Origin of the sequence: Variovorax sp. HW608, assembly GCF_900090195.1 — a bacterium.
GTDB lineage: Bacteria > Pseudomonadota > Gammaproteobacteria > Burkholderiales > Burkholderiaceae_C > Variovorax.
This window is the reverse complement of sequence record NZ_LT607803.1, coordinates 2,430,187-2,443,640: the sequence shown is the minus strand read 5'-3', so window position 1 is coordinate 2,443,640 and position 13,454 is coordinate 2,430,187. Positions and strand designations below refer to the sequence as shown.

The following is a 13,454-nucleotide window of genomic DNA, read 5'->3' as shown; positions in this document are numbered from 1 at the left end:
CAAACATGGAATCCGATGCGATCTATTGCTTCGATCGAGCAAGCGTGTTGTTCCCGATCTATCCTGAGGGGCGCAGTGGCCGTCGAGTGATCGCCGAGATCTCGGAAGACACCTTGCGCGATCTGTTCGGCGCCACTGGCGGCGGCGACAGCCTCGTTCAGGCCTGCAGAGACCACTTCGATGTGATTGAACAGGTGGCACTGCATCACCATCGTCGTGAGCCGACCCAGCCAGTGGTGCTCGGAACCGATCATTTCACGCTGCCGGCCGCGGTCTCGGACGTGTCTGCAACCTGACGTCAGCCGCCAACTTCAACTGCGCAAGTCGACTCCGTGACGTATCGCCCATTCCTTGGCCTTCGCGATGGCGATCCGGATCGCCATCCCTTCTTCATGTCCCAAGAGAAGTAGCGCATTGGCGATCTCGATCGCCTTGGCACGTGCCGCCGGCGACAGCGCTGCCATGGCAGGGGGAAAGCGGTCCGTTGTCCAGGGCATGCGATCCCCTCTGCCAATAATGAATCAATGCGCCATCAGCACCGGCAAGGTCATCGATTGCAGGATCGAACGGGTGGCGCCGCCGACCACCCATTCGCGCGCGCGGCTGTGACCGTAGCAGCCCATCACCAGGAGATCTGCACCCACATCGGCCGCGAGCGACAACAGGCGCTCGCCGATCTCGCCGTCGTCCACCCCGCCCGTTCGTACCGAGGCATCGACGCCCTGCGTCCGCAGATAGGTCTGCAGCCTGCGCAGTGAAGCTTCGGCCGCCTCGCCGTAAGCCACCACCTGCACGGAGCGCGCACGCGAGAGCCAGGGCAGCGCGGCTGTCACGGCGCGAGCGGACTCGCGCGTTTCCTTCCAGGCGATGAGGACGGTCTGCCCGACCGCCGCCACGGTTCCCGCGTAGGGCACGATCAACGCGGGCTTGCCGCATTCGACGAGCACGCTGGACACGAACTCCGGCGGCAGGTCCGCCGCGTCGGGATCCTCTTCATTGCGCTGGCCGAGGACCAGCAGGTCGGCATACAGCGCCCGCCGGGCAAACGCCCAGGGCTCGTCGCCGATGGGTTCTTCCCAATGCAGGCGTGGCGAGCCGGCAGCGGCATCCACGAAGAGGGCGAGTGCCTTGTCCCGGCGTTCCTTGTCGAGCTCCTTCATGATGGAGATCGCATCCGGCGCCGCGCTCAATGCGTACGGATAGCGCATCAGGGCCGTCAGGGTGCAGGGCAAGCCCGTGACCTCCGCTTCGAAGGCATCGGCCAAGGATCGCGCAAGCTGGATCCGCACCGTGGCGCGCGGCGAACTGTCGAGATGGAGCAGGATGGACTTCGGGGTCTGCACGGCCGTTCCTTTCAACGCTTTGGTCGCCGGCAGTCTGCGCCCTGGTTCGGCGCGGCGCCTTGCGCCGCGTCAACTCAGCACTCGGGCCGCGATTCCTCGTGCACCTCGTGCACTTGCGCGACTTGATTCAGCGCAATGCCGCCGGCGTGCTTCCCCATGACGATGGAAAGATCATGAAAGTCTCTTCCGTCGGCATGCGCGCCTCGGGGCTCCGCCTGCGCCTCGCGCTGTTCGCTTCGACCTGCCTGCTTTGTGCCTGCGCATCCAGGGGCCCGGGTCCAGCCGCCCAGTTCGCCGGCTCGCCCGCCGCGGCGGAATACGCCGTGCCGACCGCGCCCGCGTTCTCTTCGCTCGTGGCGAGCCGCCGTACGAGCGTGGTCGACATCACCACGCTGCGTATCGGGCGCGAAGTCCCCGATGAGCGCATGGACGACGGCGACCTGGAATTCGAACCCGAGATGGACTTTGCCGATCGGCTCGCAAGGCCGCTGCCGGCCAGAGCCCGCATCAGCCAGATCCGCGACCTGGCCTCCGGCATGGCCCTGAGTAGCGACGGACTGATCCTCACCGCCGCCCATGTGGTGGCCAATGTCGACGAGGTCCGGGTGCGCCTCGATGACGGCGGGATCTACCTGGCCCGCGTGGTCGGGATCGACCGTCCCACGGACGTCGGCTTGCTGAAGATCGAAGCCAAGGGCCTCACGCCGCCTCCCATCGGCGACTCCTCCACGCTCTCTCCCGGCGACTGGGTTGCCGCCATCGGCGCCCCCTTCGGCTTTCACGGCAGCGTCACGGCGGGCGTGGTCAGCGCCGTCGATCGATTCATCGGCGCAGCCGGCGTGCCGTACATCCAGACCGATGTGGCCATCAATCCGGGCAGCTCGGGCAGCCCGCTGTTCAACAGCCGCGGCGAGGTCGTTGCCATCAACTCGCTGATCTACAGCGGCAGCGGCGGCTACATGGGGCTTTCCTTCTCGGTGCCGATCAACGTCGCCATGAAGGTCGCCATGGAACTCAAGTCGAGCGGGCATGTGCGCCGGGCGCGCATCGGCGCCGAGTTCCAGCAGGTCACCCCGGCGCTGGCGCAGGCTTTCGGCCTGTCCGACGCCAGAGGCGCCCTCGTGGTGCGCGTGGATGCGCGCGGTCCCGCACAGGCGGCCGGCCTGAAACGCGGTGATGTCGTGACCGCATTCGACGGCGTGTCGGTCGCCCGCTTCACCGACCTTCTGCAGCGGATCGCCGCCGAGCCGCCCCGCAGTCGCCATCTTCTGGAGGTCTGGCGTCAAGGCGGACCGGTTCCGATCCCGGTCGTTCTCTCGGAAAGCGTGACGCACGAAAGTACCTTGCGACCGGAGAGCCTGGACGAGTGGGCCGATGGCCTGGGCCTGACGCTGGGCGAGTTGCCGGCCACGCAGCGCGCCCAGTTCGGCATCGACGGCGGCCTGATGGTCCGGGAAGCCACGGGCGCCGCGCGCAGCGAAGGCCTGCGCCCCGGCGACCTCATCGTGGCCTTGAACGAAACACGGCTGGACCGCGTCGAGGACTACCGGCGCGCCGTGGCGAAGGTGCTCCCCGGCCGCAATGTCGCGCTGCTCGTCATGCGCGACCGGCGGCTGGTCTATGTCGCGGTGCGTCGCCCGTCCCTGTCGGAAGCTTCGGGCCAGATCGGAACTGAATGATTCCCGGCACGCGCCGGCTATGACTCTCGCACGTACGAGCCCGGCGCGGGAACGATCCGTCCGTCGATCGTGACGCTGCGGACGGCCCTCGCCGCGGTTTCTCCGCTCGAGTGCCCGCGCAGCCAATGCGTCCACGCCGGCCACCATGCGCCCTGGGTACTCGCCGAATTCCGAGCGCCAGAACAGCAGAGGCACCTGCACCTTCGGGTCGCGATCGACCACGAGCGGGTACTGCGCGCCGGGCAAGTCCGCTTGCGCATCTGAGGGCCGCCTCGGCGAGCCTCCGATAGCGCCGTACTTCGTCAACGGGCACGCCGAGCGCGCGATCCGATTGAGCCAGATCAAGCCGCTTGCTCTTGCAGCGGCCTACATTGAATTTCGCGTGGTGCAATGGCCCACGCGTGATCAGTCAGCTTTTTGACCCGAGGAGCTACCATGAGCAATCTGCGACTGCTGGACCCGGTGTTCGGCAACGACTTCGAAACGGCGCTGCGCCGTTTCTTCCCTCCCACCGTCTTCGAGGGCGAACCCGCCCCACTGAAGATGCGCATCGACGTGACCGAGAACGAGAAGGCCTTCAACGTGAAGGCCGACATCCCCGGCGTGAAGAAGGAAGACATCAGCATCAAGGTCGACGGCCACATCGTCAGCATCGATGCCGAGACCAAGAGCGAGAAGGAAACCCGCGGCGAAGGCGACAAGGTCCTGCGCAGCGAGCGCTACTACGGCTCGATCTCGCGCACTTTCAGCCTGGGCCAGGACGTGGACGACACCAAGGTGCAGGCGAAGTACGCCGACGGTGTGCTCACGCTGGAACTCCCGAAGAAGGCCCCCGCCACCGCCTCGAAGATCGTCATCGAGTAAGCGGGCGTTCCAGCCCCGGCCCGCGGAGGCGGGTTGGCGGCTCGAGATCAGACAGAACCGGAGTCGGCCGAACACGGGTCGTCCCCGCGCAGACTGCACATATGGACAACGCGCAACCCTGCCTTTTCGCACCGGCTGCAACGCTGCATTGGGCGCAGGCGGTCGCAAAGCACATGGATCTCGCGCTATCGCCGCTGGAGGAGCGCGAGTTCGAAGACGGTGAGCACAAGTCTCGGCCGCTCTGCTCCGTACGCGGCCGCGATGTGTATGTGCTGCAATCGCTTCACTCGGATGCGCGCGCCAGTGTGAACGACAAGCTCTGCCGCCTACTCTTCCTCCTGGGCGCATTGCGCGATGCGTCCGCCGCAAGAATTACCGCGGTTGTCCCCTATCTGGGCTACGCGCGCAAGGACCGCAAGAGCCAGCCGCGCGACCCTGTCACAACGCGCTACGTGGCGACCATGTTCGAGGCGGTCGGCACTGATCGGATCGTGACGCTCGACGTGCACAACCTCTCCGCGTACCAGAATGCATTTCGTTGCCAAACTGACCATCTGGAGGCAACCGGCCTGCTGGTGCGGCACTTCGCGCCGCGAATTGGGAACGCCGAGGCGGTGGTGGTTGCACCTGACGCGGGAGGCATCCAGCGGGCGGAGCGGTTCCGGCTTCGGCTGGAGCAGACGCTGGGCCGACCGGTAGGGTCGGCCTTTGCCGAAAAGCACCGCAGCGGCGGCGTCGTGAGTGGCGAGCTCTTCGTGGGCGATGTCAGTGGTAGGTTCGCCATCATCGTGGACGATCTGATCGGCACCGGTGGCACGATCGCTCGTACCGCGGAAGTCTGTGCCAGGTTGGGGGCGGCCTCGGTCCACGCTGGAGCAACACACGGGCTGTTCGTCGGCAACGCGGCGAGCGCGCTGGATCGCCCCGCTTTGGCAAGCATCGTGATCGCCGACACTGTGCCGCCGGAACGTCTGCCTGAGGGCCCGGTGAGAGACAAGCTTGTCGTGCTCCCGACACACGCCCTCTTCGCCGAAGCCATCCGGCGGCTGGCGACAGGCGGCTCCATCACGCAACTTCTCGCTTCCTAGGCTGCTTTGACTCCCGCTGCATTGCGATGTTGCGCTTGCACGCCGCCATGTGACCCGCGGCGAGGTCAAGATACTGCTGCGCGCGCCGCCGCCATTTGGGCGAGTCGCGATACTTTTCCTCATGCAGGTGCGCAATGGCCAGCCGTGCGCGCGACATCGCCCGGCAGCTCTGGTGAAACTCGATGAGCGCACGCGGCACCGCGTCGCCCGAGAAGCCGAGATAGGACCCGATCAACGTCTCACCCAACACGGGCGCTCCCAGTCGTTCGCATTCGAGGGCGAGGAAGCCCACTTCGTCGATCGCATCCTGCATGCGTAGTTCCGCCGAGAATTCCAGCGCGTCGATGATCGCCGGCGGCTCGCCCAGATAGACGTGTTCGGGCCGCAGGTCCCCATGCGCCTCGACGACACGGCCCGCTGCCAATCGCACATCGAGCAGCGCTGCGTTCCGCTCCACGAAGTGGCGCTGAGCCCTACATAGCGCCTGCACCGTGCCCGCTGCCAGGTGCCAACGCGGGATCGACAGTTCGCGTTCGCACTCGTCGATTTCCCTTCGCAGCAAAGCGCGGTATGCAGCCGCCCCGAAAGGCGCAACACCGCAAGTCGTATGGAAATCGGCGAGACACCGGGCGATCGCCTTCATCTGGTCCTGCGTGGCCGTTCGGTCGTGCAGAGCAGCGTCCAGCATCTTTTGAGCAGGCAGGGCCTTCATCTTCACGAGCCAGTCCACGACGCGGTCCCGGCCGTGCTGGCCCAGACGCAGACCGCCTCCGGCGTCCTCGCACAGCGGCACCACGTCAATGTAGACATCGGGAGCGAGGCGACGGTTCAGGCGCAGTTCCTCAAGGCAGTAGAAGTGCCGTGCGGAGAGCGAGCGGAAGTCCAGCCGATCCTTCCGGACGGGCTTCTTCAGCTTGTACGCATGGTCACCTGCGATGAAGACCCACGACATGTGCGTCTCGATGGCGCGCACCTCATCCACTGGGTCAGGATAGCGGCGGCCGTCTCTCAACGCCGCAACCTTTGTCTCGAGGGATGGCTCTCGCACGATGCTCAGCCCCCGTTCATGCTCGCGGCCAGCGCGCGCAGTCTTGGCGCCACGACGACCGGCATCCGCGACGTGGGGTGCAGCGCACGGAGTACAGGCGACAATGCCGAGACCTGCTCTCGCGCGTGCCGCCGGGCCTCATGCAAGCGCCGACACGCCGATGTTCTCTTGCCGGCCGCCATCACCTGCTCCAGCAAGGGAACTCCCTGCTGCGGCTCACCGTCGAGTGCGAGTGTGTCCAGTTCGATGCTGCCACTGTGTGCGAAGTGACGGTAGACCTGCTTCACGCCAGGCCAGGTCGCCTTGCCTTCGGAGCGTTTGCGCCGCGGGGCTCCGTCGTAGGAAACAAGCTTGTACGCGCAATCGAGGAAAGGTGCATCAGCGGCCGTGTTCATGCGAGTGCCCACGCCGAAACCATCGATCGGTGCTTCTTGACGCACCAGGGCATCCAAACGCCACTCATCCAGATTTCCGCTTGCCAGGATGGTCGTCCCCTGCATGCCACCGGCGTCCAGGATGGCGCGTACACGGCGAGCATGTTCGCCAAGGTCGCCGCTGTCGATCCGGACGCCACGAATCGACAGGCCTTCCGCGCGCAGCCGCGCCTGCAACGCCACAACCTTGCGCGCGGCGGCCTCCGTGTCGTAGGTGTCGATCAGGAGAATGCTGTTGGCGGGCTGCGCGCGTACGAAGCGCTCGAACGCGTCCATCTCGTTGTCGTGCGCCTGAACGAACGAATGAGCCATGGTGCCAAAGAGCGGAATCGCGAAGCGCATGCCGGCGAGCAAGGTCGCGGTCCCATCGAAGCCGGCGAGATAGCTGGCGCGCGCAGACAGCAGGCCTGCTTCGGCCCCGTGGGACCGACGCATCCCGAAGTCGACCAGTTGCTTGCCAGGCGCCGCCAGCACACAGCGAGCAGCCTTGCTCGCCACCACTGTCTGGAAGTGCAACAGATTGAGTGCCCGGCTTTCGATGAATTGCGCTTCACGCAGGGGTGCGGTGACGCGCAGAAACGGCTCATCGGCAAACGCCAGCGTACCTTCTGGCATTGCCCAGACGTCGCCCGTGAAGCGGAAATCGCGCAGCGTCCGGAGGAACACCTCCGAGAAGCGCCCCGTGCCTGCGAGCCAGTCGATCTCGTCATGCGTGAAGTGGAGGTCCTCCAGCCAGTCGAGCAACGATTCCAGCCCCGCGGCAAGCAGGAAGTTCCGCGTATCTGGCAGCCTTCGGGAAAACATCTCGAACGTCGCGGTGCCAGCCATTCCCTGCTGCCAGTAAGCCTGCAACATGGTCAGTTGGTAGAGATCGGCCAACAAGGGACTGCAGTCCGGGCTGGCGATTGCGCGGCCGGCGCCACCTTGTCGGTCGGTGTGATGCACGATATGGCTCCTGCGATGGCATCACTGTGCAACCCGTCGCAGCGCCCGCAGTTGCGCTAGCTCAATCGGACTGCTGATCGGATGCGGCATCGTTGAGGTTTCCGCTTTGCAGGAGATCTCGATGTCGATCCTGCCCCTCAATCTCGACTCCGACATGCTCACGCTGCCGGCGCCGCGGCTTCAAGCTGCCACGCTCGAAGAGGCACTGCAGCGACGCTGCAGCACACGCATCTTCCTGCCGGATTCGCTGTCGCTGGAGGAGTTGTCCGCCGTGCTCTGGGCCGCATTCGGCGTGAACCGCCCGGAATCCGGCGGGCGCACCGCCCCTTCGGCGCGCGGATGGCAGGAAGTGCTCGTGTATGCCGTGATGGCCGAGGGCGCGTGGCGCTATGACGGGCAGGCCCATCGGCTGGACCTCGTCAAGGCTGGCGACTTGCGGGCAGCCACCGGAGTGCAGGATTTCGTCGGCTCGGCACCCCTGAACCTGGTGTACGTGGCCGACTTCGAACGCATGCACGATGCGCGCGAAGAGGACCGCGTCTTCCTCGCCGGCGTGGACGCCGGATGCATCGCCGAAAACGTCTATCTCTATTGCGCAGCTGCCGGGCTGGCGACGGTGGTCCGCGCATTGATCGACCGGCGAAATCTCGCCCAGGCGCTCGATCTGAAGCCGACGCAGCGCATCGCGCTGGCACAGAGCATCGGCCGGACGGGACTCATCCAATGAGTCCTGGCCGGAGGTCGCTTGCTCAACCCGGCTCGCCGGGGAATGCGCGCGCAAATGCCTCGATGAAGGCCTCGTAGCGTGCACACGGCAGGCGATCGATGCCGGCAGCACTCGCTCGGCCGCTGCCTCCGAACCCGCGGCACAGCACATCCGCTCCGGCCGGTGCCGTGCGCGGCGAACGCACGCTTACCACGGCGGCTCCTGCACTGTCCGGCCGCAGCACCGCATGCGCGCGCGTCGGCTCACGCTGGCTCAACGTGTTGGCGTAGGTGCCGAGAACGCGCCGCGCCCACGGTGCGTCAGGCAACCGGTGCACTTCGCCGCCCGGGAGCACCAGGCGCTCGGCCTCCGCTTCGGCACAGACCAGGTCCGCCTGCCGACGCAACGCCAGGTCTTTGGCAAGCGGTTCGTCCTTGATGAAATCAAGCGGGTCTCGATAGGGCCGCACTCGCTCGTACAGGCGTGCAGGCGGCAGCAGAAGATCTTCCTCGCTCCCGCCATACGCGTTGTAATTGATGCCTTCACCGAGTTCTCGCAGAGACCGCACAGAAGCGTCATCCAGGCCGAGACTGCGGGCGAGTGCGCTCGCCCGCGTCGGCAGGTCGTCGCCGAACGCGCCGACCACAGCCCAGGCGCGATACGCGCCGGCGAGGTGACGGTCCACGAGGAGGCTGGTGCAGATACCGGCCGCTGTGTCTATGATCAGCTGCAGATGCGGATGCGCCGGCATCTCGCCCGCGAAGTGGTGGTCGAAGTATTGGAGCGAGCAGCGCCAGCAAAGCCTCGCGGTTGCGATCGAGCGACACGTCCAGCACCGTGACGGTATCGCCCGCCACCGCCCGAACGCGCTCCAGCAAGGAGATGTCGCGCTTCACGCCGGTGACCAGCGTAGCTGCCCGCGGCTGCGCGAGGCGCAACTGGTGCAGCGCGCAGATGCCGTCTGCATCGCCGTTGAAGACATCCCAGTGGCTCATTGGGTAGCCTCCGCGCAGCAGCGCTGCGGTATTCGCCTTGGAGCGGCCCGACGGCTCATCCGAAGCGCTTCCGCCGAACTCAATGCTCGTTGCGGGCAATGTAGAGGGGCTTTTGCTGTTGCGGACCCTGCCCTCGCGCCGCTTCGCGGGCGATGCCGGAACGCAACGCCCCTGCGAGGGCCTCGAACTCCTGTGCGATCGCGTCGAGCAGGTCGTCCAGGGATACCAGACCGGCGATGCTCCCATCGTCGTTGCTGACCAGCAGTCGACGGACACCGGCCTTGCGCATCACCGCGAGCGCTTCCGGCACCGTAGCGGTCGCGCGCACTCCGGCAAGCTCGGTGCCGCACAGCGCGCCCACCGGTTGGCCAGCGGGCGACTGCCCATCGGCCAGCGGGCCAATCACCATGTCGCGGTCGGTGATCATCCCGATCACCCTTCCTGGTTCATAGGGGTCGGTGACGGCAAGCGCGCCGACATGGTTCTCGCGCATGGCGCGCGCTGCGTCCTGCACGGATGCATCGGCATTGACGGATACCAACTCCCGCCGACAGAGGTCTTGCATATTCATGGCGTGTGCTCACTGAGATAGGGGTTGCGATACGTCTGCCTCGGTCAGCGCGCGGTGTTGCAGCGGCTGCGCAAGCGAGGCTGACGCCAGTGCGTCACCGAAGGTGAGGAGGCGCTTCGTGCCGCTGCCATCCTCGATCTCGCGAACCAGGAATTCGGCCGTGAGAATTGGGGCGCCCTTGAGTAGCCGCGTGGCTTCCGCCACCGCGTTCGACGCACCGGCCGCGTTCATGGTCGTGATCTGCGCGACACGCCGCAGGCGCGTGGCGTTCTGAGTGAGGAATGTGCGCATCGGCCCCGCCATCTGGTAGGCCCAGATCGGGGAGACGATGACCACCGCGTCGAAGTCCGAGGGCTCGGGCCCCTCGTACCGGATCGCCGGCCGGCGCCGAAGCAGTGAATCGAGCACGCAGCGTAAGCCCCCCATGAACCCTGCCCGCGGATGGCTGTCGCGGATCTCACCGAGCGGCCAGCCATGGTGCGACGCGAGCAGCTGCGCGGCACGGCGACATACGCCGCTGTACGAATAAAAGACGACCAGAGTCTTGTCCATGCTGGGCTCCTTTGGAAAACGCAGCGACCGTGTGACCGCCTCAGAACATGTCGGGCGAAGGCACGGCGGGCGGCGGCAGTTCCTTCTTCGGCGCATCGGCCACCATGCAGTCGATCGTGAGGATCAGGCTTGCGATGGAACCCGCGTTCTGCAGCGCGAGGCGCGTCACCTTGGCCGGGTCGATGACCCCCATCGCAAGCATGTCGCCATATTCGCAGCGCGCCGCGTTGTAGCCGAAGCTCGGCTGCGCATGGGCATCCACGCGGTCCAGAACGATGGACGGTTCCTGCGCCGCATTGAGAACGATGAGGCGGATCGGCTCCTCCAGCGCGCGCACCACGATCTTCAGGCCCGAGTCCTCGTCGAGCGTGGGCAGCGTCACGCCCTGCAGCGCCTTGCGTGCACGCAGCAAGGCGACCCCGCCGCCCGGAACGATGCCCTCCTCGATCGCCGCGCGCGTGGCGTGCAAGGCGTCCTCGACACGCAGTTTCCGCTCCTTCAGCTCGGTTTCCGTGGCGGCGCCGACCTTGATCACCGCCACGCCGCCCGACAGCTTGGCGATGCGCTCGTCCAGCTTCTCGCGGTCGTAGTCGCTGGCAAGCTTCTCGCGCTCCTTCTTCAGCATCACGATGCGGTCGCGGATGGCGGAAGCATCCCCCGCCCCGCCGACGATGGTCGTGCTCTCCTTGTCGACCACGACACGGCGGGCGCGGCCGAGGTGCTCGAGCTTCGCCTTCTCGAGCGTGAGGCCCAGCTCGGCGGAGACCACCTGCCCGCCGGTGACCAGCGCGATGTCTTCCAGCATCGCCTTGCGCCTGTCGCCGAAGCCCGGCGCCTTGACGGCGCAGGTCTTGAGCACACCGCGGATGCTGTTCACGACCAGCGTCGCCAGGGCATCGGCATCCACCTCTTCGGCGATGACCAGCAGGGGCATCCCGCCCTTCGCGCTCGACTCGAGCAAGGGCACGAGCTCCTGCAGGCCGGAGAGCTTCTGGTCGTACAGCAGCACCGCGACGTCTTCCAGCACGCAGGTCTGGCGCTCCGGATTGTTGATGAAATAGGCAGAGAGATAGCCGCGATCGAACTGCAGTCCCTCCACGGTCTCGAGCTGGCTCGTGATGCCGGACCCGTCCTCGATGGACACCGCGCCATCGCGACCCACCTTGTCCATCGCCTGCGCGACCAGCTCGCCGATGGAGCGGTCGTTGTTCGCCGAGATCGCCGCGACATGCGCGATCTCCTGCGATGTGGCGCAGGGTTGCGCCATCTTCTTGAGCTCGGAGACGACGACGTCGATGGCCTGCTCGATGCCATGCTTGAGTTCCATCGGATTCATCCCGGCGGCCAGGTATTTCAAGCCTTCCTGCACCAGCCGGTGCGCCAGCACGGTGGCCGTCGTGGTGCCGTCGCCGGCCATCTCGCTGGTGCGCGCGGCGACTTCGCGCATCAGTTGTGCGCCCATGTTCTCGAAGCGGTCCTCGAGCTCGATCGACTTCGCGACGACCACGCCGGAATTGACGATCTGGGGCGCGCCGAACTCGCGGTCGAGCACCACCGTGCGCCCTCTTGGCCCCAACGTCACCTTGACCGCCTCGGCCAGGGTATCGACCCCACGGCGGATCTTGTCGCGAGCCTCCTCGCGAAACAGCAGTTTCTTGGCCGACATCTCTAAAGACACCTCCTGCTGACATCTTTCGCCTTCTTCTCGACTCCGGGCTTGCGCTAGGTCAAGCGAGCGGCCTCCCGCCGGCGCGCGGTCATATCAGCCTCTCGCACTGCCCCCCATGAAGAGACGCAAGTCGCCTCTCCGAGTGCACGGGCATTCCTGCGTTTGCATGGAACGTGGCCGACCCAGTCGCATGCCGTGAGGGCGTGGCCCGCGTGGAAGCCGAGCTCGGCCACGTCGACGTGCTGGTCAACAACGCCGGCATCACCCGCGACGCCATGCTGCACAAGATGTCGGACGCGCACTGGCGCGAAGTGATCGACGTCAACCTGGGTGGCTGCTTCAACATGTGCCGCGCTGTCATCGAAGGCATGCGGGAGCGCCGCCATGGACGCATCGTCAACATGGGTTCCGTCAACGGGCTCGCGGGGCAGGCCGGCCAGTGCAACTATGCGGCAACCAAGGCGGGGATGATCGGCTTCACGAAGTCCCTCGCCCTGGAGGGCGCCTCGCGCAACATCACGGCCAACGTGATCGCGCCCGGCTACACGGACACAGCCATGGTCGGCGCGGTGTCGCCCGAGGTGCTCGCGGGAATCCTCAGGACCGTGCCGGTCGGCCGCCTCGCGACGGCTGCCGAGATCGCGCGCGCCGTGGTGTTTCTCGCATCGGAGGACGCGGGCTTCATCACCGGCATCACCTTGTCGATCAACGGCGGCAAGTACATGCCCTGAGTCGACGGCTGCAGGGCCCAGGGCGGGCGCACAGCGTCGACGATTGATTTGGATCAAGCCGCGTCGGCCAGACGCGCGATGCAATCGAGAGCCTGATTCGAAAGAACGGAGACGACATGACCGAGAAGCTCGATGACCTGAAAACATGGACTCAGCAGATCGACGACGTCATGCACGAGATCGTGCGCGAAGCCGCGATCTGCGATGTGAAGCTGCTGGACCCGGGCGTGATCGAGGCGATTCTGCAGAACAACGACTCGGTGTGCGGCCGCGAGAACCCCAGGGCGTTCAAGAAGCTGCGCGACATGCTGATGTTGGGATTCATCATGCGCGACAAGGTCTACGAAAAGCTGGGCCCCGTTGAGACGGACGAATTGGTCGGGGCCATTCGCGACAAGCTGCGCCAGCGCATGGGCGGCAGGCTCGGAGGCAATGCGGCATCCTGAGACGTCGGTCAGGGCTTCGGCGCCGTCCTCCGCTTCGAGGATGACGCGCTTTCAGCCATCTGGCCACAAACATTGATCCGCCTCAATGAGTCGAAGGCCGCTTCGGCGCACGATGACATCGAAACAAGAAGGAGCCATGACCATGACTCGTAATGTCGGGACCATCGACCGCGTGCTGCGCATCGCGTTGGGACTATTGCTCGTCGGATTGGCTTTCACAGGCACAGTAGGCCCATGGGGTTACATCGGCCTCGTACCCCTGCTGACGGGCTTGGCGGGGCGTTGCCCGGCTTATTCACTGTTCGGCTTCCGGACCTGTGGCGCAGGCGAGGCTGCGAATATGACGGGCAGATCGTGAAACTCACAGCGCCGCCGTCGTTGCG

15 protein-coding genes and 1 pseudogene are annotated in these 13,454 nt (G+C 66.0%); 8 read left to right on the top strand and 8 right to left on the bottom strand.

The genetic code is table 11. The annotated features are described in order from the left end of the window. Positions 1-5: 5 nt before the first annotated feature. Positions 6-296 (top strand): hypothetical protein, encoded by a 291-nt coding sequence (locus VAR608DRAFT_RS11450; protein ID WP_197700511.1) that lies wholly within the window; start codon positions 6-8, stop codon positions 294-296. A 15-nt stretch (positions 297-311) separates the two neighbouring features. Here the strand turns inward: VAR608DRAFT_RS11450 and VAR608DRAFT_RS11445 are convergent, their stop codons facing one another. Both VAR608DRAFT_RS11445 and VAR608DRAFT_RS11440 read right to left on the bottom strand, forming a co-directional pair. Next, positions 312-464: a hypothetical protein gene (locus tag VAR608DRAFT_RS11445; protein ID WP_197700510.1), complete on the bottom strand. Its 153-nt coding sequence runs from the start codon at positions 462-464 to the stop codon at positions 312-314. Positions 465-521: 57 nt separating this feature from the next. Further along, positions 522-1,343, bottom strand: a complete 822-nt coding sequence (locus VAR608DRAFT_RS11440; RefSeq protein WP_088954176.1) for a universal stress protein — start codon at positions 1,341-1,343, stop codon at positions 522-524. Positions 1,344-1,516: 173 nt separating this feature from the next. Between VAR608DRAFT_RS11440 and VAR608DRAFT_RS11435 the strand changes: the two genes are divergently transcribed. The 3 genes from VAR608DRAFT_RS11435 to VAR608DRAFT_RS11425 all read left to right on the top strand — a co-directional run bounded on the left by VAR608DRAFT_RS11435 (position 1,517) and on the right by VAR608DRAFT_RS11425 (position 4,974). Continuing rightward, positions 1,517-3,022 carry a trypsin-like peptidase domain-containing protein gene (locus VAR608DRAFT_RS11435; protein WP_231973444.1) on the top strand — a complete coding sequence of 502 codons (1,506 nt, stop codon included), beginning with the start codon at positions 1,517-1,519 and terminating at the stop codon, positions 3,020-3,022. A gap of 435 nt (positions 3,023-3,457) precedes the next feature. Then, positions 3,458-3,886, top strand: coding sequence for an Hsp20/alpha crystallin family protein (locus VAR608DRAFT_RS11430; protein WP_088954175.1), 429 nt, complete (start codon positions 3,458-3,460; stop codon positions 3,884-3,886). Positions 3,887-3,987: 101 nt separating this feature from the next. Continuing rightward, positions 3,988-4,974 carry a ribose-phosphate diphosphokinase gene (locus VAR608DRAFT_RS11425; RefSeq protein ID WP_088954174.1) on the top strand — a complete coding sequence of 329 codons (987 nt, stop codon included), beginning with the start codon at positions 3,988-3,990 and terminating at the stop codon, positions 4,972-4,974. Here VAR608DRAFT_RS11425 and VAR608DRAFT_RS11420 read toward each other — a convergent pair. Both VAR608DRAFT_RS11420 and VAR608DRAFT_RS11415 read right to left on the bottom strand, forming a co-directional pair. Further along, a complete protein-coding gene (locus tag VAR608DRAFT_RS11420; protein WP_231973443.1) occupies positions 4,952-5,926 on the bottom strand; it encodes a hypothetical protein in 975 nt (324 codons plus the stop codon). The two genes, VAR608DRAFT_RS11425 and VAR608DRAFT_RS11420, sit on opposite strands and share 23 nt — an antisense overlap. 101 nt (positions 5,927-6,027) lie before the next feature. After that, complete coding sequence (locus VAR608DRAFT_RS11415) at positions 6,028-7,362, bottom strand: nicotinate phosphoribosyltransferase (protein WP_269458564.1); 1,335 nt, start codon at positions 7,360-7,362, stop codon at positions 6,028-6,030. A gap of 160 nt (positions 7,363-7,522) precedes the next feature. On the opposite strand from VAR608DRAFT_RS11415, the gene VAR608DRAFT_RS11410 reads away from it, so the two are divergent. Then, positions 7,523-8,128, top strand: a complete 606-nt coding sequence (locus VAR608DRAFT_RS11410) for a nitroreductase family protein (RefSeq protein WP_197700509.1) — start codon at positions 7,523-7,525, stop codon at positions 8,126-8,128. Between the two features lie 22 nt (positions 8,129-8,150). On the opposite strand, the gene VAR608DRAFT_RS11405 is transcribed toward VAR608DRAFT_RS11410, so the two are convergent. From VAR608DRAFT_RS11405 to groL, 4 genes are all read right to left on the bottom strand, one after another. After that, positions 8,151-8,858, bottom strand: coding sequence for an acetyltransferase (locus VAR608DRAFT_RS11405; protein WP_331713030.1), 708 nt, complete (start codon positions 8,856-8,858; stop codon positions 8,151-8,153). Positions 8,859-9,181: 323 nt separating this feature from the next. Further along, complete coding sequence (locus VAR608DRAFT_RS11400) at positions 9,182-9,673, bottom strand: CBS domain-containing protein (RefSeq protein WP_088954172.1); 492 nt, start codon at positions 9,671-9,673, stop codon at positions 9,182-9,184. A 9-nt stretch (positions 9,674-9,682) separates the two neighbouring features. Then, positions 9,683-10,225: a flavodoxin gene (locus VAR608DRAFT_RS11395; RefSeq protein WP_088954171.1), complete on the bottom strand. Its 543-nt coding sequence runs from the start codon at positions 10,223-10,225 to the stop codon at positions 9,683-9,685. 40 nt (positions 10,226-10,265) lie between these two features. After that, a complete protein-coding gene (gene groL / locus VAR608DRAFT_RS11390) occupies positions 10,266-11,891 on the bottom strand; it encodes a chaperonin GroEL (RefSeq protein WP_088954170.1) in 1,626 nt (541 codons plus the stop codon). A 146-nt stretch (positions 11,892-12,037) separates the two neighbouring features. On the opposite strand from groL, the pseudogene VAR608DRAFT_RS11385 reads away from it, so the two are divergent. The 3 genes and pseudogenes from VAR608DRAFT_RS11385 to VAR608DRAFT_RS11375 all read left to right on the top strand — a co-directional run. Further along, a pseudogene (locus tag VAR608DRAFT_RS11385) lies at positions 12,038-12,625 on the top strand (3-oxoacyl-ACP reductase); the annotation flags it as partial. 116 nt (positions 12,626-12,741) lie between these two features. Continuing rightward, positions 12,742-13,071, top strand: a complete 330-nt coding sequence (locus tag VAR608DRAFT_RS11380) for a hypothetical protein (protein WP_088954168.1) — start codon at positions 12,742-12,744, stop codon at positions 13,069-13,071. Between the two features lie 85 nt (positions 13,072-13,156). Next, positions 13,157-13,429 (top strand): YgaP family membrane protein, encoded by a 273-nt coding sequence (locus VAR608DRAFT_RS11375; RefSeq protein ID WP_443082931.1) that lies wholly within the window; start codon positions 13,157-13,159, stop codon positions 13,427-13,429. Positions 13,430-13,454 lie beyond the last annotated feature (25 nt).

Coding starts and splice junctions, on each gene's coding strand:
- VAR608DRAFT_RS11435 (WP_231973444.1), top strand. CDS start 1,517: ATGAAAGTCTCTTCCGTCGGCATGCGCGCCTCGGGGCTCCGCCTGCGC.
- VAR608DRAFT_RS11450 (WP_197700511.1), top strand. CDS start 6: ATGGAATCCGATGCGATCTATTGCTTCGATCGAGCAAGCGTGTTGTTC.
- VAR608DRAFT_RS11380 (WP_088954168.1), top strand. CDS start 12,742: ATGACCGAGAAGCTCGATGACCTGAAAACATGGACTCAGCAGATCGAC.
- VAR608DRAFT_RS11425 (WP_088954174.1), top strand. CDS start 3,988: ATGGACAACGCGCAACCCTGCCTTTTCGCACCGGCTGCAACGCTGCAT.
- groL (WP_088954170.1), bottom strand. CDS start 11,891: ATGTCGGCCAAGAAACTGCTGTTTCGCGAGGAGGCTCGCGACAAGATC.
- VAR608DRAFT_RS11410 (WP_197700509.1), top strand. CDS start 7,523: ATGTCGATCCTGCCCCTCAATCTCGACTCCGACATGCTCACGCTGCCG.
- VAR608DRAFT_RS11405 (WP_331713030.1), bottom strand. CDS start 8,858: ATGCCGGCGCATCCGCATCTGCAGCTGATCATAGACACAGCGGCCGGT.
- VAR608DRAFT_RS11395 (WP_088954171.1), bottom strand. CDS start 10,225: ATGGACAAGACTCTGGTCGTCTTTTATTCGTACAGCGGCGTATGTCGC.
- VAR608DRAFT_RS11445 (WP_197700510.1), bottom strand. CDS start 464: ATGGCAGCGCTGTCGCCGGCGGCACGTGCCAAGGCGATCGAGATCGCC.
- VAR608DRAFT_RS11400 (WP_088954172.1), bottom strand. CDS start 9,673: ATGAATATGCAAGACCTCTGTCGGCGGGAGTTGGTATCCGTCAATGCC.
- VAR608DRAFT_RS11375 (WP_443082931.1), top strand. CDS start 13,157: ATGAGTCGAAGGCCGCTTCGGCGCACGATGACATCGAAACAAGAAGGA.
- VAR608DRAFT_RS11430 (WP_088954175.1), top strand. CDS start 3,458: ATGAGCAATCTGCGACTGCTGGACCCGGTGTTCGGCAACGACTTCGAA.
- VAR608DRAFT_RS11420 (WP_231973443.1), bottom strand. CDS start 5,926: ATGTCGTGGGTCTTCATCGCAGGTGACCATGCGTACAAGCTGAAGAAG.